The sequence below is a fragment of the Tenacibaculum sp. M341 genome (genome assembly GCF_004337695.1).
Classification (GTDB): Bacteria; Bacteroidota; Bacteroidia; order Flavobacteriales; family Flavobacteriaceae; genus Polaribacter.
Genome location: NZ_SJXJ01000017.1, coordinates 40,456 through 63,656, shown reverse-complemented (window position 1 = coordinate 63,656; position 23,201 = coordinate 40,456). Strand labels below are relative to the sequence as shown.

Annotated in this window: 19 protein-coding genes and 1 other RNA gene; 5 read left to right on the top strand and 15 right to left on the bottom strand. The window is 30.2% G+C overall.

What is annotated here, in order from left to right:
* Positions 1-364 precede the first annotated feature (364 nt).
* The 9 genes from rnpB to EYW44_RS16920 all read right to left on the bottom strand — a co-directional run bounded on the left by rnpB (position 365) and on the right by EYW44_RS16920 (position 7,471).
* An RNA gene (rnpB, locus tag EYW44_RS16960) (RNase P RNA component class A) lies at positions 365-674 on the bottom strand.
* 345 nt (positions 675-1,019) lie between these two features.
* Positions 1,020-2,144: a molecular chaperone DnaJ gene (gene dnaJ / locus EYW44_RS16955; RefSeq protein WP_132725269.1), complete on the bottom strand. Its 1,125-nt coding sequence runs from the start codon at positions 2,142-2,144 to the stop codon at positions 1,020-1,022.
* 68 nt (positions 2,145-2,212) lie between these two features.
* The gene (locus EYW44_RS16950) at positions 2,213-2,773 is read right to left on the bottom strand and encodes a nucleotide exchange factor GrpE (protein ID WP_132725266.1); all 561 of its coding nucleotides are present in this window, start codon (positions 2,771-2,773) and stop codon (positions 2,213-2,215) included.
* 106 nt (positions 2,774-2,879) lie between these two features.
* Complete coding sequence (locus EYW44_RS16945) at positions 2,880-3,641, bottom strand: heat-shock protein Hsp90 (RefSeq protein WP_132725263.1); 762 nt, start codon at positions 3,639-3,641, stop codon at positions 2,880-2,882.
* 153 nt (positions 3,642-3,794) lie between these two features.
* Positions 3,795-5,108, bottom strand: coding sequence for a UDP-N-acetylglucosamine 1-carboxyvinyltransferase (murA, locus tag EYW44_RS16940; RefSeq protein WP_132725261.1), 1,314 nt, complete (start codon positions 5,106-5,108; stop codon positions 3,795-3,797).
* On the bottom strand, positions 5,109-5,747 hold the full coding sequence (locus EYW44_RS16935) for a DUF4290 domain-containing protein (RefSeq protein ID WP_132725258.1): 639 nt from the start codon (positions 5,745-5,747) through the stop codon (positions 5,109-5,111).
* Between the two features lie 303 nt (positions 5,748-6,050).
* The gene (locus tag EYW44_RS16930; protein ID WP_132725255.1) at positions 6,051-6,500 is read right to left on the bottom strand and encodes a hypothetical protein; all 450 of its coding nucleotides are present in this window, start codon (positions 6,498-6,500) and stop codon (positions 6,051-6,053) included.
* A 51-nt stretch (positions 6,501-6,551) separates the two neighbouring features.
* Positions 6,552-7,064, bottom strand: coding sequence for a hypothetical protein (locus EYW44_RS16925; RefSeq protein ID WP_132725252.1), 513 nt, complete (start codon positions 7,062-7,064; stop codon positions 6,552-6,554).
* Complete coding sequence (locus tag EYW44_RS16920; RefSeq protein ID WP_132725249.1) at positions 7,061-7,471, bottom strand: hypothetical protein; 411 nt, start codon at positions 7,469-7,471, stop codon at positions 7,061-7,063. The genes EYW44_RS16925 and EYW44_RS16920 overlap by 4 nt, the downstream gene beginning before the upstream one ends.
* A gap of 333 nt (positions 7,472-7,804) precedes the next feature.
* Between EYW44_RS16920 and EYW44_RS16915 the strand changes: the two genes are divergently transcribed.
* Complete coding sequence (locus EYW44_RS16915; protein WP_132725246.1) at positions 7,805-10,375, top strand: M12 family metallo-peptidase; 2,571 nt, start codon at positions 7,805-7,807, stop codon at positions 10,373-10,375.
* A gap of 118 nt (positions 10,376-10,493) precedes the next feature.
* A complete protein-coding gene (locus EYW44_RS16910; protein ID WP_132725243.1) occupies positions 10,494-11,108 on the top strand; it encodes a hypothetical protein in 615 nt (204 codons plus the stop codon).
* 33 nt (positions 11,109-11,141) lie between these two features.
* Here EYW44_RS16910 and EYW44_RS16905 read toward each other — a convergent pair whose 3' ends face one another.
* Both EYW44_RS16905 and EYW44_RS16900 read right to left on the bottom strand, forming a co-directional pair.
* Positions 11,142-12,809 (bottom strand): sodium:solute symporter, encoded by a 1,668-nt coding sequence (locus EYW44_RS16905; protein ID WP_132725241.1) that lies wholly within the window; start codon positions 12,807-12,809, stop codon positions 11,142-11,144.
* Positions 12,810-12,935: 126 nt separating this feature from the next.
* A complete protein-coding gene (locus EYW44_RS16900; RefSeq protein WP_132725239.1) occupies positions 12,936-13,706 on the bottom strand; it encodes a DUF6503 family protein in 771 nt (256 codons plus the stop codon).
* A 168-nt stretch (positions 13,707-13,874) separates the two neighbouring features.
* Between EYW44_RS16900 and EYW44_RS16895 the strand changes: the two genes are divergently transcribed.
* Positions 13,875-14,825 (top strand): hypothetical protein, encoded by a 951-nt coding sequence (locus tag EYW44_RS16895; protein WP_132725237.1) that lies wholly within the window; start codon positions 13,875-13,877, stop codon positions 14,823-14,825.
* Between the two features lie 69 nt (positions 14,826-14,894).
* Here the strand turns inward: EYW44_RS16895 and EYW44_RS16890 are convergent, their stop codons facing one another.
* The 3 genes from EYW44_RS16890 to EYW44_RS16880 form a co-directional block, all read right to left on the bottom strand.
* On the bottom strand, positions 14,895-16,691 hold the full coding sequence (locus tag EYW44_RS16890; protein ID WP_132725235.1) for a cytochrome-c peroxidase: 1,797 nt from the start codon (positions 16,689-16,691) through the stop codon (positions 14,895-14,897).
* Positions 16,692-16,695: 4 nt separating this feature from the next.
* The gene (locus EYW44_RS16885) at positions 16,696-18,219 is read right to left on the bottom strand and encodes a phosphatase (RefSeq protein ID WP_132725233.1); all 1,524 of its coding nucleotides are present in this window, start codon (positions 18,217-18,219) and stop codon (positions 16,696-16,698) included.
* Positions 18,220-18,374: 155 nt separating this feature from the next.
* Positions 18,375-18,845 (bottom strand): Dps family protein, encoded by a 471-nt coding sequence (locus EYW44_RS16880; RefSeq protein WP_132725232.1) that lies wholly within the window; start codon positions 18,843-18,845, stop codon positions 18,375-18,377.
* Between the two features lie 103 nt (positions 18,846-18,948).
* Between EYW44_RS16880 and EYW44_RS16875 the strand changes: the two genes are divergently transcribed.
* A complete protein-coding gene (locus EYW44_RS16875) occupies positions 18,949-19,887 on the top strand; it encodes a LysR family transcriptional regulator (RefSeq protein WP_132725231.1) in 939 nt (312 codons plus the stop codon).
* Positions 19,888-19,939: 52 nt separating this feature from the next.
* Here the strand turns inward: EYW44_RS16875 and EYW44_RS16870 are convergent, their stop codons facing one another.
* On the bottom strand, positions 19,940-21,562 hold the full coding sequence (locus EYW44_RS16870) for an ABC-F family ATP-binding cassette domain-containing protein (RefSeq protein ID WP_132725230.1): 1,623 nt from the start codon (positions 21,560-21,562) through the stop codon (positions 19,940-19,942).
* 184 nt (positions 21,563-21,746) lie between these two features.
* On the opposite strand from EYW44_RS16870, the gene EYW44_RS16865 reads away from it, so the two are divergent.
* On the top strand, positions 21,747-23,099 hold the full coding sequence (locus tag EYW44_RS16865) for a hypothetical protein (protein WP_132725229.1): 1,353 nt from the start codon (positions 21,747-21,749) through the stop codon (positions 23,097-23,099).
* Positions 23,100-23,201 lie beyond the last annotated feature (102 nt).

Sequence of the window (23,201 nt, the reverse complement as noted above, 5' to 3'; positions counted from 1 at the left end):
CTTTTTCCTATTATACCCGAATTAATTATTACAATGTTTTTAGTTAAACTACCAACTTGCAATACCTATTTTTTATATGTTTACTTTATAGGGAATTCTTTTATAAAACAACTTGTATGTAAAATTCATCCTAACAAAGTAATGTATTGTTTTTGTTTGGTGAACAAAAGTACAATTTTACCTACTATTTAAAAAATAAACAACAGAATAACCGTATTAATAAAAAATCTCTAAAAAAATGAATTAACGAAAACGTTTTAGTAATAAAATCATAATTGAAAGCCTCTTTTTTATTAAAATGATAATTTAAAGATGTCTTTTTTATTAATTTGTTCTTTAAATTAATTCTAAATAAGGTTTTAAAAAGAAAAGCAGACCAATAAGCCGGATTCTGTAACTTCAAAAGTTCTTATCATTTATCTAGTTCTAATATTACTATTAGAATCAATCTGCCTACCCCTTAGAATCGTGCGAGTAGCACTCGAGCTCTAATATACGTGGCATTGCACCGCATAGAGTTTACCTGATTTCACTACAGCATTACCTGTACATTCTTTCTGTTGCACTTGTCCTCAGTTTACACTGGACGGATGTTATCCGCTATGCTTACTCTGTGGTGTCCGGACTTTCCTCTACTTTGCATACACAAAATAGCGATAAGACTGATCTGCTTATATTTATATTTTAAACAATTTCTTTCATAAAAAAAACCCACTCAAAAAATTGAGTGGGAAAATTGCTATGAAAAAGAAAAAGTGTCTAGAACGTCTCCTAGACACTACAAATATACAACATATTTATATTTACACAAAAAAATATTATACTTTTTTCATGAAAAAACAGACTTTTTCACCATACAGAAACATAATTATTTAATTTACAACAACTTAAATATCACACAAATTTAACTAAAGCATTGACAACATTGGTTTTATCACTATTTAATGTTTCTACAAACAAAAACCACCTCAAGAATCTTCAACTCTTGAGGTGGTCTTTATATTGATTTATACTTTCTATTAAGAAAACATATCTTTTACTTTATCAAAAAACGACTTATCTGATTTTTGAGGGTTTGGTGAAAAATTTTCATCTTTCATCATAGACTCAAAAAACTTACGCTGATCTTTGGTTAGTTCTTGTGGTGTCCACACATTTATATGTATTAAGAAATCTCCACTACCATATCTTTCAATACTTGGTAATCCTTTTCCTTTTAATCTTAAAATTTTTCCAGATTGTGTTCCTGGATCTATTTTAATTTTTACTTTTCCTGTTACCGTATCTACTTCCTTAGAAGCTCCTAAGACAGCCTCAGAAAAACTTACATATAAATCGTAGTGAATATTACTACCCTCTCTTTTTAATGTTTCGTGAGGTACTTCTTCTATAACAACTAATAAATCTCCTGGAATAGAGTTTTTACCAGGTGCTTCATTACCCTTACCTCCTACTTTTAATTGAACTCCTTCAACTACTCCTTCAGGTATATTTATTGAAACCGTTTCTTCTTTAACAGTCATACCTTGTGCATCTGCACCTGACGGCTTCTTGTCTATTATTTGACCAGCTCCGTGACAAGTACTACAAGTAGTAGCTGTTTGCATTCTACCTAGTATTGTGTTTGTAACTCTCATCTGCTGACCAGATCCATTACAAGTAGTACAAGTTTTATAAGTAACTCCGTCAGCCTGAACTTTACGACGAACTTTTACTTTTTTCTCTACACCATTTGCAATATCAGCTAATGTTAACTTTACACGAATACGAAGATTACTTCCTTTTACTCTAGCTTGTCGTTGACCTCCGCCACCGAAACCTCCAAAGCCGCCACCAAAAGCACCTCCAAAAATATCTCCAAACTGGCTAAATATGTCATCCATATTCATACCGCCACCGCCAAATCCACCTTGACCGCCTTCAAAAGCTGCATGTCCAAATTGATCGTAGCGAGCTTTCTTATTATCGTCACTTAATACTTCGTAAGCCTCTGCACAAAGTTTAAATTTTTCTTCTGCCTCTTTATCATCTGGATTTTTGTCAGGATGATACTTAATAGCCATCTTACGATATGCTTTCTTTATCTCAGCTGCGCTTGCAGATTTAGTTACTCCTAATACTTCGTAATAATCTTGTTTTGCCATTTTATTCAATTAACTATTAACAATTAACAATGATCATTGATCATCGATAATTGATAACTGATAAATATTTACGCTTGTCCTACAACTACTTTAGGGTGACGTATAATTTTTTCTCCTAACTTATATCCTTTCTCTACACAGTCAATGATTTTACCTTTTAAATCGTCAGATGGTGCTGGTATTTGTGTAATCGCATCATGAGTATCTGCATCAAAATCATCTCCTTGCTTTACTTCAATAGCTACTAAACCTTTTTGTTCTAATGTTTTTAATAGCTTTTGATATATTAACAACACTCCTTTTCTTAACTCCTCAGCTTCTTTATCATCATCTATATGTGTCAAAGCTCTTTCAAAATCATCTAAAATTGGCAGTAAAACTGTCATTACTTCCTGATTTGCCGTTTTAAATAATTCTATCCTTTCTTTGGTTGTTCTCTTTTTATAATTTTCAAATTCAGCAAAAAGACGTAAATATTTATCTTTTTCAGCTTGTAAAAGTTCTTCTGAAGTAGGCTCTGTTACTTCTTTTTCGTCAGTATTTTTAACCTCTTCCTGATTTATTTCTACATCACCATTATTAATAGCGTCTTTTAGCTCGTCTTCTTTAGTATATTCGTCTTTACTCATTGTAAATCGTTTTCTTAATTTTATTTACTTTTTTTAAGCAAGAATACTGCCAATAAAAAAATAGTGTCAAGTTGACACTATTTTGATAAATATTTTTTGTCCAAAATTAAAATTTAGGCGCTTCAATTTTCTTGCTCCCTTCTGGTACAGAAAAATCTGCTGATTTTAAGAATGATATATTATTTAATTTAACTTCTCCAATTAATGTTGTGTATCCTTCTTTTAAATTCCACATATGAAAAGTCCAATCTGTAGCAAATGATATTCCTTTTACATCAGTAAAATTATTATACTTAATCGCATGAGGTTCTTTCTCTGCTTCTTTTTTTCCTTTACCAAAACTTACAATATATGCAGCCCCAACAAGTTTATTTTTATCATTTTTATAAATTACGTACCAATCATCTGGCGCATCTCCAGTTCCTGATTGAAACGATAACTTTCCTGTTTCTAATTGTTCTTTTCCCCATTTATGTTTCGAAAAATCAGACCAAATGGTTCCTTTGTCATTCAATTTATAAGGTAGACTCAAAAAATATGACCATGTAAAAATATCAAATCGAGCACCTGACTCTCCTTTTTCTACAATGCCTTTTCCATAAACACTTTCTCCATCGAATAAAATTATAGATCCGTCTTTCTTTAGGATTTTAATTTTTCCGCCACCTGTTTCCTGAATAATAGTTCCGGTCATGTAGTCTTTCCCTCCAAACTTTATATCAATTTCGTAAGAAATATATTTTTGACTTAAAAACATTTCTTTACTATGACTTTTCTCTATGGATTTTGTAAAGTTTTCAGTAGTTTTTTGCCCTAATAAACTTGCACAGAAGAAAAAAATTGAGGCTGATAATATTAGTTTTTTCATTATCCTATTTGGTTTTAATAATCTATCAAATTTAGCGAAATAAATTATTTTGCTTGGCAAAACTGCTCTTTTTAAAAGTTAACTTTATGATAAAAAATAAGGCATAGTTAGTAAACTACGCCTTATTTTTTTATCGTTGAATTTATATATTTCTTAATCTTCTATACGCTCTATCTTAGCTCCTATTGCAGTCAATCGTTCTACAATACGTTCGTACCCTCTATCAATTTGCTCTATATTATTGATAATACTAGTACCTTTAGCTGATAAAGCTGCTATTAATAAAGATATTCCTGCACGAATATCTGGTGAAGTCATTTTTGTTGCTTTTAATTGAGACTGACGATCGTGCCCAATTACTGTAGCTCTGTGAGGGTCGCATAAAATTACTTTAGCGCCCATATCTATCAATTTGTCTACAAAGAACAATCTACTCTCAAACATCTTTTGGTGTATTAATACTGTTCCTTTAGCCTGTGTAGCTACCACTAAAACAATACTTAATAAATCTGGAGTAAACCCAGGCCAAGGTGCATCTGCAACTGTTAACACAGATCCATCTATATAGTTTTGAATCTCGTAGCTATCTTGAGAAGGGATATAAATATCGTCGTTCTTTTTTTCTAATTGAATTCCTAGTTTTCTAAAAACATCTGGAATTTGACCTAAATCTTTCCAACTAACATCTTTAATTGTTAATTCAGATTGAGTCATTGCTGCCATACCAATCCAACTACCAATCTCAATCATATCAGGCAAAATTCTATGCTCACAACCACCTAAAACCTCTACTCCTTCAATAGTTAGTAAATTAGAGCCAACTCCTGATATTTTAGCTCCCATACTATTCAACATTTTTGACAATTGTTGAATGTAAGGCTCGCAAGCTGCATTATATATAGTCGTTGTTCCTTTTGCCAATACAGCTGCCATTATAATGTTGGCTGTACCTGTTACAGAAGCTTCGTCTAATAACATATTAGTACCCGTTAATCCGTCTTCTGCTTCTACACCATAAAAATATTCTTCACGATTATAACGGAACTTAGCACCTAAATTTATGAATCCTTCAAAATGAGTATCTAATCTTCTTCTACCTATTTTATCTCCACCAGGTCTTGGAATATATCCTTTTCCAAAGCGAGCCAATAATGGTCCAACAATCATGATTGAACCTCTTAACGAACTTCCATCTCTTTTAAACTCTGGACTCTCTAAATATTTAAGGTTGATATCATCTGCCTGAAAGCTGTAAGAATTGGCACTAAGTTTTTCAATTTTTACGCCTAATTCTCCTAAAATAAATATTAGCTTATTAACATCAATAATATCTGGTATATTATTGATGATTACTTTTTCAGAGGTTAATAAAACAGCACAAATTACTTGTAATGCTTCATTTTTAGCTCCTTGAGGTGTTATTACGCCACTTAGTTTATGACCTCCCTCTATTTTAAATGATGCCATTTACCTTTTTCTGTTTTTATTGTTTTTATGATTATTGTTTGTTGATTTCTTTTTTCCTTGAGAACTTCTGCTTCGTAATAAACTTTTAGTGTCTGCTAATTCGTCTTCTCTTCCTCTTAAATCTATCTCACAATCAGACAATTCAAATAAATGATCGTAAATAACAGCATCTTCTACAGTATCTTTATTCCAGTTTAAATAACACTTTTTCATGTGGTTGGCTATTGTAAACTCTAAAGCTTCTCTTTTATCTCCTTTTTCCCAAGTTAAAGCAACATCGATCATAGTTTGAATATTGGTTCCGTAAAACCTATATTTTGAAGCTGACTTTGGGTAAGGTAAAGGACTTGGTTTTTCTTTTAGTTCTTCTTCTGAAGGTTTTTCATATTGAGAATCAACATCTAATTTAAAATCAGACATGATGTATAATTGATCCCATAACTTATGTTTAAAATCAGGCACATCTCTTAAATGCGGCTGTAGATTACCCATTACATCTATAATGGCTTTAGCCATGGTATTTCTTTCTTCTTTTGTAGGTAAGTCAACACAATGATTGACCAACTTTTGTATATGTCTTCCGTATTCAGGAATAATTAATTTTGTTCTTTCTGAGTTGTATTCTAAATCAAACGTCATTATCAATTAAGTATTTGTTGCAAAGTAGTAATTAATTACCAATTTTGAATTACGTACTATAGATTTGTAAGAATCTAGTAATTATTTGTTGTTTTTTATTTAATATTCTAGCTTATAAATGCCTTGAATCACACCTTTTCTACAACGAAGTTTATGTTGTATTCTTATAGTTATGCTACAAAAAATATGAAATGCATGGGGGCGTTAGCTAAACCAAAAGTAATGAAATACTTTTGATTATTTACTTTTTATATAATTATGTTTTGTTTAATGTTTTTACTGATGCTTTTCTGATTTTATTTCCTAAATATTTAGTAATACCAAACTCATAACTGAAAGAGAAAATATAAATAAAAAAGCTAAGAGAATTAAAGGTTTTATACTTTTATTGGGATTGTTAATTGTTACATTGTTGGGGTTATTATTTTTAGGAACATAAAGCTGAATTTCTTTTCCTACTTTAGGTGGTGATTTTATCCCTATTCTCCTAAACACAAAATAAACATCCTCTTCTGTTTTTTCATAAAAAACTTCATTTAATTTAAACTTAAAAGAAACTTTTAGTTGTTCTTTAGGAAACAGATAACTCATTTTTATCAAAACAACAGGTTTCCATGAAATCTTTAAAACTTCACCTTGGATAATAGCCCCTTTTTTAAAGTTATAAATAGTTACAATTCCTCTAATCAACTTATAACCCAAAAAAGTATTTAATACACCTAGAATGAATAAAAAAACATATAAATCGTTCAAAATATTACCTTTACCCTTTTAATTATCTCTTTTTCAAACAAAAAAACACACCTAAATATATCCATTGTAATTTAAATAGTAATAATGCTTTTTATAAATAAAACCTAAAAATAATGGATTGTATGAATTTAATAACCAAATGGGTGTTTCAATTTTATCAAACTCTAAAAACACCTTTAAACTACTACTTTCTAACAGTGTTGCTTCAATTCCCAAATTAATTGTTTCTTTCAATTTTTCTGAAGTTAGATACACCACCTTTACATCAAAATTTTCAGCTTTACTTACCCAATCATCATTATTAAGTGTTGAATGATTTGCATAGAAAAAAAATTCTTCTAAATCTGTAAAACTATTTATCGATGTTTTAAAAATATAAAGCTCATCATATAACCAATCTACAATACTTAACTCAAACTTTTCTTTTGGTAAAAAACATTCTTTTTTTAAACCTTTTAGTATGTTTTGGTCTTCTCCTGTAAAAAAATACTCTTTGGTATTTTCAACGTTCTGCACATATCTAAAAACATCAATTTTATCTAATTTACTTTTATCTATTTTCATTTACTTAAAATTACAATCAACAAAGTCCAAAAAATAAATACAACTAAAACCAGTAAAGCATTTTGAAACCTTAAATTATGTGATTTCAATGTACATTTAATAGGAAACTTTTTTAAAACTAAAACTTTAATACAGTTTTCATCAATTTCTTTATATGCTTCTTCGAGAATTTTTTCCTCTTTCCTAAAAGTTCTCTCATTAATATTATATTCAAAAGTTATGCTCAAAACTCTTTTTTCACCCGTAAAAAATTTAGTTGAAGCTCTTTGAAATAAAATACTTCTTTCTTTATTTACAACTGTAGCAATCACTTCTACTGATTCATATTTATACCTATAAAACTTGTAAAATTCAGTAAGATACCAAACAAATAATAACAATTCAATAACTAAACAGTAAACAAACATATTATACAATTTTATTAACTAAAGTAACCTTATTCTTCTTTAATACAATATTTTAAACAAAACTACTCTTTAAATTTTACGATTAAAAACATCTTTTTAAAAAACAAAGGTTTTATACCCGTTTTTCAGTTTTTTCTCCCCTTTAAATACTAGGTTTTTACCCAATGTTTAAACTATTTTTTATTCAGAAATTTGTACTGTAATTACAACGCTATTTATAATTAAACCATTAAAAGATAGCCATTAAACAATTGTTTTTAGATACGTGTCTTCATAATCACAATCGCGGAAATCCGAAAAGCGAACGAGTAGGAACAACTAAAAAACAATAAAATGAAAAAAACACTCTCTTACCTAACAATACTCCTATTTGTAGTAAGCCCATTTACTACTTATGGACAACAGAGAATGGCAAAGCAAATTTCTTCAGCTAAAACTGAGGGAATAAAATTCGAAAACATCAATATTTTTTCTCCTTCTGAGATTCCAAAAGAAAAACTAATTGACAAAGAAGCTTTTAGAAGTTTAAAAAATGTATCGTTATTGAATTATAATATTCATCCAAAAGAAATACAATCTTCTCATATTTCTATTGAAGTACCTATAAATGGAAATAAAGCAAAACTTGATCTTATTGAAGTAGAAGATAAATTTTATTCTTACAATTTAGTAACCAACAAAGAAGAACGTTACAAACCCAATAGAGAAAGCGCAAAACATTACAGAGGTATTATAAGAGGTATTGAACAAAATAGTTTAGTAGCTATTAGCTTTTTTGATGGAGATGTAAAAGGAATTATTTCTTACGGAGAAAGTAATTATAATCTCGGTAAATTAATAGACACATCTGTGTTTATTATTTATGACGATAAAGATTTAATTAATACTAATAAATTTGAATGTGGTGTTAAAGATGATCATTTTGAAGGATATGACCCAAATGTGCTAAATGGTAGTGGTATTTCTGCTGATGCTTACGGAACAAACTGTGTTCGCTTTTATTTTGAAACTGAAGAGGATATGTTTACAACACTAGGCTCTGTTGCTAATGTTGAAAATTATGTTACTGCTTTATACAACCAAGTAGCCATTTTATATTATAACGAAGGCATTGACACTACTATTTCTGAAATAAATGTTTGGACCTCAACTGATCCGTATACAGCAAATCATGCATTGCCTTTGCTTGGTGAATTTCAAAATAATACAAGCGCTATTAATGGAGATTTAGGACAACTATTAACTTTTAGAAATATCAATAGTGGTTGGGCTGCTAGCTTTAACGGATTGTGTAATTCTAATGTAGATAATAGTTTGTCTGTTTCTGGTAGTTTAAATAGTACTGTTACCAATGTACCCACTTATACATGGACAGTGATGGTAGTTACTCACGAGTTTGGTCATTTATTTGGTTCAAGACATACACATGCTTGCGTTTGGAATGGAAACAACACTGCTATTGATAGTTGTTCTGGATCTACAGAAGGTTCATGCGCAAACCCTGGGAATCCTGCTTCTGGAGGAACTATGATGAGTTATTGTCATCAAATTCCATCGGTCGGAATTAATTTTGCGAATGGTTTTGGACCTCAACCTGGAAACGTACTTAGAAGTAACGTAGCTAATGCCGCGTGTTTAACCGATTGTGATAGTTGTGTTGCTAGTGGTACTAATTTCGATTTATACATGAAAGACAAACCTGCCGATACTGGTGCTGAACCAAATCCTGATGGTGTTACTTGGACTAGTCAAGATATGTGGATTCGTCAAAATTTAGATGGTGGTACCACTCATCAAAATGCAGAGTATAAAACTGCAACTCCTAATGGTGTATACGTAAGAGTTCGTAACAGAGGAAGTCAAACATCAGACTGTGCTACGTTAAAAGTATATTGGACAAAAGCTTCTGCCGGATTATTATGGCCTACAAACTTTATAAATTTCTTTCAAAACGTAAGTGGATCACCTGTGTTGCATGGTGATATTCTTGGTACAGCTCAAATACCTGCTATTGCTCCAGGTGGTTCTACTATCATAGAGCTTCCATGGTTTCCTCCAAACCCTGATGATTTTGCTTCTGATATTCATCATTTTTGCTTAACTGCTCGAATAATTTCAGCAGATGATCCTATGGCAAATGAAGTGAATGGTAGAATTGAACCTAATGCTCGTAACAACAATAACATTATTCAAAAGAATATTAGTGTTCAAGATGTTGATCCTGATAACTCGCCTTTAGGTTTATTTTTTAGAGGTGTGGAAAGAAATTCAGAATTTATTAATGTACTATTTACTGATAAAGGTTTTAAAGGTGATAAAATTGATGGTTCTTTTTTTGAAAGAGGCGGAACTGTTGAAGTAACTATAGACGAAAGATATTTTGAGATTATGTTAGAATACGGTTCTCTAGAAGGTGAAGGAATTAAAATACTAGATAAAAACAAAGTATTAATCTATTCGAATGAAGCTGCTTTTAGAAAGGTTCCTTTAAAATATCAAGAAAGCTTTTTATTACAATTTAAATTTAACTTAGAAAAAATTGATGATAAAGAAGAAGTTATTTTTGATGTACTTCAGCAAAGTGCAGAAGAAGAAATTGTTCAGGGTGGTGAACGTTTTGTTTTTAAAAGATCTTTAAAAGATGATAACAAAACGACTACAACTAATTATGATGATGAACTACAAGTTATTCCAAACCCGAACAATGGCTCTTTTTACCTAAAACTATCTACTTTAAAAGAAGGTGTTTATAGTATTCACGATTTCTCTGGTACTATTATACAAAAAGGTAAATTAGATATTTCTGAAACTAAGATTAATTTACAAAAGTTACCTAGAGGTATTTACTTCATTAAAATCGTTTCAGATTCTAAAACAATTTCAAAAAGCTTTATAAAAAAGTAAAACAAACTTGAAATGATAAAAATAAAGGTCGGATAGTTTCCGACCTTTTTCTTATAAAGATCTCTTACAGAATAGTTTTTTTTAATTCGAAAGAATATATTTGCAAAAAATTAAAACTATGAAAAATATCTTTTTGGCATTCTTTCTATTATTTACATTTCATTTGTTTTCTCAAACGCTTCAAGCAGAGTTAATTTTTACAGATGGTACTTCAGTAGAAGGCTACGGAACTATTACTTCTAAAAACAAAATTATGTTTAGAGTAGAACCTGAAGATGAATTAGAAGTTTGGGAGCACTATGTGGTTAAGGGAATTTATTTAAATAACAGCATAGATACCAAGTATTTTGAATACGTTAAAACAAAACAACATTTACCTCCAAAATTACTTGAAGCCATTTCAATGGGGAAAGTAAACTTATATCGAGAAATAAAAAAAAACTCAGGAATTGGCATTCAAATTGGTAACATCGGTATTGGTTTCAATCAGAATCCCTCAAATATGTTTAATGATCTACACAATATTCCGAGGAATAGAAATGAAGTTACTTACAAATTCTATCTAAAAAGAGAAAATGAAAAAATCGCTACTAACGCAACCAAAAAATTTAAAAAAGTAGGATTGAAGTATTTTGACGATTGTGAAACAATTAAAGAGATGTTTGAAACCAATGAATTTAGAAAATACTCTAATAAAGAAATTGTAGATCAATACAATGCTTTTTGCGAATAAAAAAGGTCGGATAATTTCCGACCTTTTTTATTTTTATTCTTCTATTGTTGTTGATGTATCAAGAGCTTGGAGAATTGTTGAAATTCCCATTACTAATGCGCAACCTAATGCATTTAACCACAAATAAGGAAGTATATCTAAATACCACACAACTATAATTATCAATTGCGTTATAATAGCTCCAATAAATACTGCATTTGATTTTACAGCTTTTATAAAGAAAGCTAACAAGAAAATACCTAGTACATTTCCGTAGAAAATAGATCCAATAATATTTACTAACTGTATTAAATTATCAAATAAATTTGCTACACAGGCAACGAGTATAGCTAATACTCCCCAACCTAAAGTAAACCATTTAGACATTTTCACATAATGCTCTTCACTCTTCTCTTTTTTCTGATTTCTTTTATATAAATCGATAGCCGTTGTAGAAGCTAAAGCATTTAATTCTGATGCAGTTGATGACATTGCAGCTGATAAAATCACAGCTAACAATAAACCGATTAAACCTTTAGGTAAATTATTCAATATAAAATGAATAAAAACATAATCCTTATCATTTGTCTCTACCTTTTGTTCTGTTTTATCAATAATTGTTTTTGCTTGCGTTTTAAGTAATTTGTCTTGCTCATTTAAATCTTGTAACTGCGCCTTGCTTTTATCCGTTAATCCAGCTAAAATCAATGTTTTTTTCTTGCTCTCAATCTCTCTGTGTTTATCTTCTAAAACTTTATATTCTTGAGCATATGCTGAATTAACAACAGCTTCTTCAGCTTTCGGATTAAAATTCAATGGTGACGCATTAAATTGATAAAACACAAATACCATTACCCCTACCAGTAGAATAAAAAATTGCATTGGTACTTTTAACAAACCATTAAATATTAAACCTAATTGGCTTTCTTTTACTGATTTTCCTGATAAATAACGTTGTACCTGACTTTGATCGGTTCCGAAGTAAGAAAGCATTAAAAATGTGCCTCCTAAAATACCTGTCCATACAGTGTAACGATTATTCAAATCCCAAGAAAAGTCTAATACTTTCATTTTATCACTAGCCCCGGCTATTTCTAGGGCTTTAGTAAATGTAATTCCATCAGGTAAATAATCTAATATTAAGTAAAAAGCAATAAACATACCTGAGAAAATAATTCCCATTTGTTGCTTTTGAGTAACACTTACTGCTTTAGTACCTCCACTTACTGTGTAAACAATTACCAAAACACCTATGATGATATTTAAGATAATCAAATCCCACCCTAATACAGCAGATAAAATAATTGCTGGTGCAAAAATTGTTATACCAGCTGCTAATCCTCTTTGAATTAAAAAAAGTATCGCAGCTAAAGTTCTTGTTTTTAAATCGAATCTACTCTCTAAATATTCATAAGCTGTGTATACTTGAAGTTTATGATAAATAGGAATAAATACCAAACAAATAATTACCATTGCAATAGGTAATCCAAAATAAAACTGAACAAAGCCCATACCACTATGAAAAGCTTGTCCTGGTGTAGATAAAAAAGTGATGGCACTAGCCTGAGTAGCCATTACAGACAACCCTATAGTCCACCACTTTGTTTCATTTCCTCCTTTAATGTACTCTTCTACGTTTTTACTTCCTTTAGTTTTCCAAGCGCCGTAAAAAACAATAAACAATAATGTTATTGAAAGTACAATCCAATCTAAATTTTGCATGAGTTATTTAGTATACAGGTTAGTTATTAAATAAAAGAAAACAATGTAAACGACGTTTGCTAACAGAACTATGGTGTATTCTTTTTTCCATATATACTTTTTACTCATAATGTAATTTAGATTAGGTTATTTTTGTTGATTTTTGAAAAAATTATCTGCTAATGGTGCTTGACTTACCAATGCTGATGAAAACTGAATAGGATCACGAGCTGGCTCTAACAATTTACCATTATCATCTTTTTTGAACCAAGTTATAGATTTTGGTAATAAGAAACCGTTAACATTTTCCCAATCATTATATCTAATAATATTAAACTTCTCTGCTGGCTTCTTTGAAAAATAAGTTACCGTATACCCTAGCCAAGCCATTTGCTTAGTTTCTGGGTGGTAATAAATGTAATAATTATCATCTGGTGAAACACCCACATTTGCTTCGTAAGAAATTTTTATACCTGGGTACGATACACCTTCAAACTCTAATGGTGCCGTTTCTGAATAAATAATTCCATCATCAGCCAATACAAAAGGCATTGCATAAAAATAGAAATATAAATTGTGATAAAACTCAGGGTTACCTTTAAAAGCTGTAGTGTCTTTTTGACTTAACCATACATCTTTTCCGTCAAAACCTAAAGCATATTTTTCTGCTGTAATTAATGATTTTCTAGATTTTAATTCGGTAGTATGCTCTTCACCATTTACTTTGTATGACACAAAATTGGCTTTTCTCCAAGCATTTAATCCTCCGTGTTTTTCAAAAACCTCTCCTAATACCTTTGGAAACTTGTCTTCTTTTACAACTTCTTTAGGTGTTTCTTTTTTAGTTTCAGTTTTTTGTTCTTGTTTACACGAAATAGCTAATAAAGCCATTATCGATAATGCGATTGCTTTTTTCATTTTTAATAATTGATTTTGTACAAGCCTATTTGGTCGCAGCACATTCGTAAAATTACAAATTTTCCTTTTTTTCTTTCAAATTTCTACAATTTTCTAACTTTTACTTAATGTTTATCTCCATTATCATTGTTATTATTGCTATCCTTTTTTAACCCAAAATTATACTCAATGAAAACAAAAAACATTTTAAGTTATTTAATTTCAGCATGCTTCATGTGTGTTTCTTGTAATGATGAAATTATAGAAAACGACACTGAACTTACCTCAACAACTATCAATAAAACTTCTGAAAAAACAGACTATCAAATTGCTGTTAATTACGCACCCGTATTTTTTCAAGATGTTGATACTACTGATGGTTTATGTAGAAATCAATCTAAAAGCGGTTCTGCCGATTGGATTACTGCTGTTAATTATGATAATGACTGGAATACCAAAAACAATTGGGAAAACATGGTTTCTGGTAGAGATAATGGAAAATTAATTCCGCATGTTTACTACTATGTAACATATACCGAAACTAACTACTTTATTTTATACAGCGTTTATCATCCAAGAGATTGGACTGATGTACCTTTTTTATGCTCATTAGACTCTCATGAAAATGACATGGAAGGTGTTTTAATAACCGCAAACAAAGGAGAAAGTGGCGAATTTGGAGAAATAATTAATGCGCAAACAATATGGCACTCTTCTATTTATGATTATAATAAAAACGAAATTTTATTAGAAGGAAATCAACCACAAATGTTTATTGAAGCTAAAGGACATGGTATGAGAGCTTATGCAGGTTCTTCTGATAGAGATGGATCATATATTAAATACTATTTTAACGGTCAACCTGGAGTGAGCCCTGATAAAAACTCAAGAAATCTACCTCAAAACATTAACTACAACCTTACTTCATTGTCAGCTACTTTATGGCAACAAAGAAACAATCCTTTAACTTTTGCAGGCGCTTCATTTGTTGGCGACAATGGTAATGGTTCAAACAGAGCAAATGCACCTTGGGGCTGGAAAGGCGGAACTGTATGTACAAATCCTGCCAAATTTTTAAAAGACAAATACAATTGGACCAATTTTTCTACAACTTATACAAGTGATAGACCAATACGATAAAATAACAAAAGCCTCATAAATTTATGAGGCTTTTTTTTCTTATTGCGCTAATTAGCTGTAAATGCAAACTTAGTTTTTACTATCGTTTAATGTTTCCATAAATGCTATTACTGCTGCTATTTCTTCTTTAGAAAGCTTAAGATTATCAAAAGGTAAGGTTTGATAATCATTTTCAATTCCTAATCCTGCTCCACCTCCTTTATTATAAAAATCCATAACCTCATCTAAAGTTGTATACACTCCGTTATGCATGTATGGAGCTGTAACTCCTGCATTTCTGATGGTAGGTGTTTTAAAGAAATGCTTACGTTCTGGTGTTTTAAACAATTCATACCTTCCTAAATCTGGAGATAACTTTGCATTTAAAGTATCTTTTGTAGCCGGAACTCCAATAAACTCTAATTCTGTATCTGTATAATTTGGAGGAACAGTTCCATTAAAAACAGGAGCAAAATGACAAGTTGCACACATTGCTTTTCCCATAAATAAATTAAAACCTAATTGTTCTTCTTTTGTTAAAGTATTTTCTTCTCCTCTAATATTTTTATCAAACTTAGAATCGAATGAATTTAAGCTTCTTATGTAAGATGCAATTGCATGTCTAATATTATAATCAACTCTTTTATTTTTATATAAATCTGATAACTTATTCTTGTAAGTTTCATTACTCATTACTCTAGCTACTACTGAATCCATAGACATATTGAACTCATTATGATTTTTTACAACACCAACGACTTGTCCTTCTAAACTACCAGCTCTGGCATCCATAAAAAAAGCTTGCTGATAAGCCGAATATGTAACTGTTGGTGTATTTCTAGTTTGATTTTTATCAAATGTTTTCTTACCATCGGTAAAAGCTAAATCTTTTACATGACATGTTGCACAAGCCATTGAATAATCTTTAGATAAAGATTTATCGTTAAATAATTCTTTACCGAAAATTATTTTCTCAGAAAGCTTTGTGGTGTCGCTTAGTTGATCAGAAAAATAATCAATATTGAAAGCTGTATCAGAAAAAAGTGTTGTCATTGAGTTTGATAATGCCATTTCAAAAGGAAATGTTACATTCCAATCTTTTTGAATGTCAACTAATAATTTCAACTGATAATCGGTATGTTTTTTTATAAATGTAAAACGATCGAAAGTATCAAAATCATGATCTAAATCTTTTTGTGCTACAATAATTTCTTCAATGAATTTATCTTTTAGTTCTTTTGATTTGAACTTGTTTTCATTCATTTTTACAATTTCAATTATTGTATTATAAGTATAGTTACTTTCTAATAAAGATTGACTTAATACTGGTGAATCAAATCCTGTAATACCAGTAGTTGCAATTCTTACTATTTGATCTCTTAACATCCAAATGATATGATAATCCTTTAGTTTCAACGCAACATTCTTCTGAATTAATTTTAATCGATCTCTAGTTACATTAACGGCTCTATTCAATACAAGTGTATCAATTTGATCTTCGTATAAATTTTCTTCAATTACCTGAAAACCTATTGGATTGATAACTCTTGTGTCTTGAGATTCCTCTCCTTTAACTTGAATAATATTTGGTGCATTCAACGATTTGTAATTATTCTTATCTGAATACGCCAAAATTGGCTCCATTAGTTTAAAATACTTTCTGGCTGTTTTGTAAAATTCTTTTCTTTCTGAAGAAGATGTACTTTCTAAATTTATCTTATCTAAATGAGTTATCGCATTAGATAAATAGTCATTATATAAAACAGAAATATCTGTAGAAAAATCAGCTACAGCTACATATTTTTTATCTTCTTTACCACATCCAACTAACAAAAGCAAAAGACATACACAGAGGTATGCCTTAGCTCGACTTAATATGTCTTTCATTTTTTTATCTTTCTAACCCAGTGATAACGTGTAATACTGAACCTTCTTTTCTGTTTCCTAAATCAGGATTCGCTAATGGATCTGTAAATGATGTTCCATCTGCAGGCTCCCATCCATGATTTTGAGTAATTACGATGAATGTGTTTTTACCATTGTTAACAATGTCAGTTACATCAATCATACCTGTAATTTCCCAATTTCTTGTGTTAGAACCATATCCCATATCAGCAGCTCTATTTTGATCACACTCTAATACAGTTTTGATTTCCCCTGTATTTAAATTGTATTGGTATAATTTAGCAAATCCGTTTACTGCAGTATCTAAATATCCATTTGGATCTTCTTGAATGTAAGCATAATTTTCAGTTACTAAAATATTATCTGGAGAATGGAATCCTTCAGCTTTTCCTCCAACTTTATCACCATCTAAAATACAAGTAATTTTAGCTGCTCCTGTTGGATCTGTATCATTTAATACAACTTTATAAATACGTCCTAAGAAAGTACCTTTACCCATTAATCCAGATTTATTTCTACCTGTAACAGCAAAGTAAAGCTCTCTTTGGTTACCTGCAGCACCTCTTCTCCAGTCGATATCTTCTAAACGAGAGAATCCCATAACTCCTTTAGATTTAGCTTCAGCATCTAAAGCACTAATTTCAGTTTCAGTTAACTCAACGAACTCAGCATCATACTCAGTTCCTTCTACCATATCAACTTCATAGTCTACTCCAGCAGTAGTAACTTTTAATCCGTATAATTTACCTGTTTCTAAATCTCCTCTATCTCCAACATACATTCCTAATTGTCCAGAAGGAACGTCGTTATCTGAATGATCATCTCCTATAAAAGCAACTGTTTTATTTGGGTAAGCATCTTTACCAATAACAACAGCATTTTCTGTAGACCATTGACCTAAAGCTGGTAATAATCTTCCTGTTCCAGCGTCATCAGCTGATTTGTATGGATCTGTAGCGAAAACTCCTTTAGAAGATCCTCCCCATTCTCCACCAGATAAATATAATGGTCCGAAACCATGCTCTTCTGGACTGATCATTGATCCTGAACATTGAGCAGTTTCTGCAGTTGCAGCAGCATTTAAAATATAATCTCCTGCAATAGGTCTTAAGTTTTCATCTAATTTAATTCTAGCTACAGAATAATCAGCTTCTATATTATTAATTAACGTAAAAGTTCCATCTGCTTCACTTAATAACCCAGCACCATCAGCCATAGATCCGTAAACGAAATCTGGAGTATTAGGAATTACATCCTCCGAAGATAAAATTGGAGTTATCTTTAATCCTACAAAATCACTAGTTACTTTTAAAAAGTTTGGTGTTTTAGAAGATGTTAATACTGGAGTAGCGTCTTGACCATCTTGACCGTCTTGACCATCTGCCCCGTTTTGTCCGTCTACTCCGTCAACACCATCCATACCATTCATACCGTCTTCACAAGAGTAAAATGTAGTAGTACAAATAGATAATGCTAATAAAGCAACTATACTTAATTTTAATTTTTTCATTGTTGTAATTGGATTTATTTAGTTTTTATATTCCCAGCACAAAACAACAATGTCAAATTAAAGTTTCCGTCAACTTGACTTTAATTTGCTTTTAAAAAAAAGTTACCAAATTAAACTTAAGTTTAATAATTAGATTAGTTATAAATAGTAGCTTTTTAGTTCAACCATGCATTAAACATCCATATTGTTTTTTCTTGTTCTGCAATAAAATCACTCATCATAGAGTTAGTTCCCTCATCTCCAATCTCATCAGATAATTCAAGGATTCCTCTTTCTATTTTTAATAACTCAGATAGAGATCTTACAATTAAAGCTACAGCTTCTTCATCTTTAAAAACATTCTCTCCTACCTCAACAGTAGCGTTCATAGTATAGTCTTTAAATGTATGCATTGGCGTTCCTTGTAAGGTTAACACTCTTTCTGCTATTAAATCTATTTTTTCTTGAGCATCTAAATACAATTCTTCAAATTTTGCATGTAACTCAAAAAAGTTTTTTCCTTTTATATTCCAGTGTAGTCCTCTTAAAGTTTGGTAAAATACTTGAAAATTTGCTAAAAGGATATTTAACTCTTGCGATTCTTCTTTTGTTTTCTCTTTATCTAAACCTAATATTGTATTATTCATGATTATTTGTTTTTAAATTGTGATTCAAAATTACTTCATATTAAATCAGAACTACTATTAGTTTTATCGATAGAATTAATATCTTTATCAAAAAATATTATTAATGACGATTACTCAATTAAAGTACACATTAGCAGTTGCTGAGCATAAAAACTTTACAGTTGCTGCTGAACATTGTTTTGTAACTCAACCTACGTTAAGTATGCAAATACAAAAATTAGAGGAAGAATTAGATGCTAAAATTTTTAATCGATCTAAAAAACCAATCGAATTAACTCCTGTTGGTGAAAAAATTATTGAACAAGCAAAAGTTATTGTAGATGAAAGTAATCGAATTGTAGATATTGTACATCAGCAGAAAGGATATGTTGGTGGAGAGTTTAAGTTAGGGATAATTCCAACAATTATGCCTACGCTGTTACCTATGTTTTTAAAACATTTTACACGAAACTACCCGAAAGTAAAACTTATCATTGAAGAATTAACAACTGATGAAATTATAAGAAAGCTTTCAGATGGATATATTGATGCTGCCATTGCCGCTACTCCTTTAGGTAATGAAGCTATTAAAGAACGTGTATTATATTATGAACCTTTTGTTGGTTTAATTCCGAAAGAACACCGATTATATGAAAAGCAAAAACTAGAAGTTGAAGATTTAGAATTAGAAGATGTTCTTTTATTGGAAGATGGACATTGTTTTAAAAATAGTGTTATCAACTTATGTAAATTAAATAGAAAGGAAGACGACAAACCTTTTCATTTAGAAAGCGGAAGTTTTGACACTTTAATTAAACTATCCAAAGATGGACTTGGCATGACATTATTACCTTATTTAAATACTTTAGATTTAAATGAAGAAGACAAAAGTCATTTAAGAGAATTTACTACACCTCCACCGGCAAGAGAAGTAAGTTTAATTTACCATAAATCTCAATTAAAAATGCAATTAATTGAAGCTTTAAAAAGTAGTATTGATGGAATTATAAGAGGAGCTATTGCTTTTAGTGATGTAGAAATTATTAGTCCTATTAGAAAATAAAAAACAAGAATTTATAAAATAAAAAAGGAAGCTTTTCAGCTTCCTTTTTTATTTATGAGTACATTTTTTCTCTTAATTCTTTAACTTTTGGATCATCTAAATAATCGTCAAAAGTTGCATACTTATCAATTACTCCTTTTGGTGTAATTTCTATAATTCTATTTGCTACTGTTTGAGCAAACTCATGATCATGCGTTGTGAATAAAACAGTTCCTTTAAAATTGATTAAAGAATTGTTTAATGATTGAATCGATTCTAGATCAAGGTGGTTAGTTGGTTCATCTAACTTTAAAATATTCGCTCTAGTCATCATCATTCTAGATAGCATACAACGAACTTTTTCTCCCCCAGATAATACATTACTCTTTTTTAACGCTTCTTCTCCTGAGAAAATCATTTTTCCTAAAAATCCTCTTAAGAAAACCTCTTCTCTTTCCTCTTCTGTTTTTGCATACTGACGTAACCAGTCTACTAAATTTAAATCTCCATTTTGGAAAAACTCAGAGTTATCTGATGGTAAATAAGATTGTGTGGTTGTTACCCCCCAGTCAAATTTACCTGCATCAGCTTCTACATTTCCAGATATAATTTGATAAAATGCCGTTGTAGCTTTAGAGTTTTTAGATAAAACTGCTACTTTATCTCCTCTATTTAAATTGATATCTACATTAGAGAATAATAACTCTCCTTCAGCATCAGTTTTAGATAAGCCTTCAACATTTAATATTTGATCTCCAGCTTCTCTATCTCTATCAAAAATAATTGCAGGATATCTACGACTTGATGGTTTAATTTCTTCAACATTTAACTTCTCTATCATTTTTTTACGAGAAGTTGCTTGCTTAGACTTTGCAACGTTTGCAGAGAAACGACGGATAAATTCTTCTAATTCTTTCTTTTTGTCTTCTGCCTTTTTATTTTGTTGTGCACGTTGTTTTGCTGCTAATTGACTTGACTCATACCAGAAAGTATAGTTTCCTGAGAAATGATTGATTTTACCAAAATCAATATCAGAAATATGAGTACAAACTGAATCTAAAAAGTGACGGTCGTGAGAAACCACAATTACAGTATTGTCGTAATTTGCTAAGAAGTTCTCTAACCAAGAAATTGTTTCAAAATCTAAATCATTGGTAGGCTCATCCATGATTAATACATCTGGAGAACCAAATAAAGCTTGTGCTAATAACACACGTACTTTTTGTTTACCATCTAAATCTTTCACTAAAGAATAATGTACATCTTCTTTGATGCCAAGATTCGATAACATTGCAGCTGCTTCAGAATCGGCGTTCCATCCATTCATCTCCTCAAATTGCACTTGTAATTCACCAATTTTTTCAGCATTCTCATCTGTATAATCAGCATACAAAGCATCAATTTCTTTTTTGATTTTGTATAAATCTTTATTTCCCATTATTACAGTTTCTAAAACTGTAAACTCATCAAATGCATAATGATCCTGAGATAAAACAGACATTCTTTTACCTGGCTCTAAATGTACCTGACCAGATGTAGGATCAATTTGTCCTGATAATATTTTTAAAAAGGTAGATTTACCTGCTCCGTTTGCTCCGATAATTCCGTAACAATTTCCTTGCGTAAATTTTGTATTAACTTCATCAAATAAAACACGTTTACCAAACTGAACTGATAGATTAGAAACTGATAACATTCTTCTTTTTTTTAAATTCGATGCAAAAGTATAAAATCTATAATCTTTTTAAAGCATTGAGACAGATATTTTACAATCGTTAAAAATTTCTTACTAAAATTAATATTAACATCGAATTAACACCTATTTTTGAGTGTTATTTCTATTTTTGGGTGTTGATAATTACGTGTTTCTAATAATATATATGATAAAATACTTTACTTTTTTTATTTCAATCTTATTAATAGGATGTAATTCTAAAGAAAACAAAAAGCTTACTTATTTTGGAGGAAAGATCATAAATCCAAAAGATAGCTTTGTACTTCTTTTCGATCACAATGATGAAATCGTTGATTCTATTGCCATCGAAAAAAATCACACTTTTATGGGGAAACTAGAAAATATTCATTCTGGTTTATACTACTTTAAGCATGGTGCAGAGTTACAATATGTTTTTTTAGAACCTAAAGATAGTTTGTTAATTCGATTAAATACTTGGGATTTTGATGAGTCTTTAGTCTTTAGTGGTACCAATGCGGATAGGAATAATTTACTAGTTGAAAGTTTTTTATCTAACGAAGAAGAACAAAGAAACTTTTATAAATACTACAACTTACCAGCCAAAGAGTTTAAACATAAAGTTGATTCTTTAGAGCAAACAAAAAAAGATTTTATAGAAGAATATAAACTTAATAACACTGATTATTCTGAAAAGTTTATTGATATTTTAAATGTAGCGCTACACTACCCTTTATATACAAAAATCGAAAGCTTTATTATAGATAATAGTTTGAAAGATCAACCAGAGCAGATTGATAGTTCATTTGTTGAACATAGAAATACAGCTTCAATCAACAACTCTCAGTTGATGTTTTACACTCCTTATCGCGAATATGTATACAATCATTTATACTCGGATATTTACAAGAAAAAAATAGAAGATGATAGTGATGAATTCACAATTGCGTTACTTAACGCGATTAATGAAAAGATAGATTCTGAAAAACTAAAGAATAAATTACTTAAAGAAACTACTATCAGACATTTTTACAATAAAAAAAGTTGTAGTATTAACAAAAAAGCATTTGATACTTTCATTTCTTCATCTACTAATGAAAAAGATAAAGAAGAAATCTCTTTATTAGTGAAAGATGTTAAAGGCATCAAAAAGCACAAACGAATTCCTAATTTTTCTGTTACTGCTCCTGATGGTGCTATTGAAAATATAAATAGTGTTATTAAGCATAAGAACGCAGTTATTTATTTTAGAAACAAACAATACTCTTCTGATAGTTGGGTAGCTTCTAGAATGAACTATTTAATAAATAACAATCCAAACATTGAATTTCTTGTTATTAATATTAACAATGAAAAAAACCAATACATTAAAGAACTTGATATCAAACATCAGTATTATTTAAATTCAGAAAGTAATGCTCATAACTTCTTAAGCAGTAAATTTCCTAGAATGGTTTTAATCAACAAAAAAGGAATTGTTGAAAACGGTTTTTGTGCTTTATCTTCTAAAGCTATTGAAAAACAAATCACTGAGTTATAAAAAATAACCATCTTAATGGCTTTACGTTATTTTATTTAATTACTTTTGTGCCGTCCTAAAAATAAAATATAATTAGAATTCATAGATAGGGCATCTATGAGT

Excerpts from the sequence above, each read along its gene's own strand:
- dnaJ (WP_132725269.1), bottom strand. The coding sequence starts at position 2,144 with ATGGCAAAACAAGATTATTACGAAGTATTAGGAGTAACTAAATCTGCA.
- EYW44_RS16950 (WP_132725266.1), bottom strand. The coding sequence starts at position 2,773 with ATGAGTAAAGACGAATATACTAAAGAAGACGAGCTAAAAGACGCTATT.
- EYW44_RS16945 (WP_132725263.1), bottom strand. The coding sequence starts at position 3,641 with ATGAAAAAACTAATATTATCAGCCTCAATTTTTTTCTTCTGTGCAAGT.
- murA (WP_132725261.1), bottom strand. The coding sequence starts at position 5,108 with ATGGCATCATTTAAAATAGAGGGAGGTCATAAACTAAGTGGCGTAATA.
- EYW44_RS16935 (WP_132725258.1), bottom strand. The coding sequence starts at position 5,747 with ATGACGTTTGATTTAGAATACAACTCAGAAAGAACAAAATTAATTATT.
- EYW44_RS16925 (WP_132725252.1), bottom strand. The coding sequence starts at position 7,064 with ATGAAAATAGATAAAAGTAAATTAGATAAAATTGATGTTTTTAGATAT.
- EYW44_RS16920 (WP_132725249.1), bottom strand. The coding sequence starts at position 7,471 with ATGTTTGTTTACTGTTTAGTTATTGAATTGTTATTATTTGTTTGGTAT.
- EYW44_RS16915 (WP_132725246.1), top strand. The coding sequence starts at position 7,805 with ATGAAAAAAACACTCTCTTACCTAACAATACTCCTATTTGTAGTAAGC.
- EYW44_RS16910 (WP_132725243.1), top strand. The coding sequence starts at position 10,494 with ATGAAAAATATCTTTTTGGCATTCTTTCTATTATTTACATTTCATTTG.
- EYW44_RS16905 (WP_132725241.1), bottom strand. The coding sequence starts at position 12,809 with ATGCAAAATTTAGATTGGATTGTACTTTCAATAACATTATTGTTTATT.
- EYW44_RS16900 (WP_132725239.1), bottom strand. The coding sequence starts at position 13,706 with ATGAAAAAAGCAATCGCATTATCGATAATGGCTTTATTAGCTATTTCG.
- EYW44_RS16895 (WP_132725237.1), top strand. The coding sequence starts at position 13,875 with ATGAAAACAAAAAACATTTTAAGTTATTTAATTTCAGCATGCTTCATG.
- EYW44_RS16890 (WP_132725235.1), bottom strand. The coding sequence starts at position 16,691 with ATGAAAGACATATTAAGTCGAGCTAAGGCATACCTCTGTGTATGTCTT.
- EYW44_RS16885 (WP_132725233.1), bottom strand. The coding sequence starts at position 18,219 with ATGAAAAAATTAAAATTAAGTATAGTTGCTTTATTAGCATTATCTATT.
- EYW44_RS16880 (WP_132725232.1), bottom strand. The coding sequence starts at position 18,845 with ATGAATAATACAATATTAGGTTTAGATAAAGAGAAAACAAAAGAAGAA.
- EYW44_RS16875 (WP_132725231.1), top strand. The coding sequence starts at position 18,949 with ATGACGATTACTCAATTAAAGTACACATTAGCAGTTGCTGAGCATAAA.
- EYW44_RS16870 (WP_132725230.1), bottom strand. The coding sequence starts at position 21,562 with ATGTTATCAGTTTCTAATCTATCAGTTCAGTTTGGTAAACGTGTTTTA.
- EYW44_RS16865 (WP_132725229.1), top strand. The coding sequence starts at position 21,747 with ATGATAAAATACTTTACTTTTTTTATTTCAATCTTATTAATAGGATGT.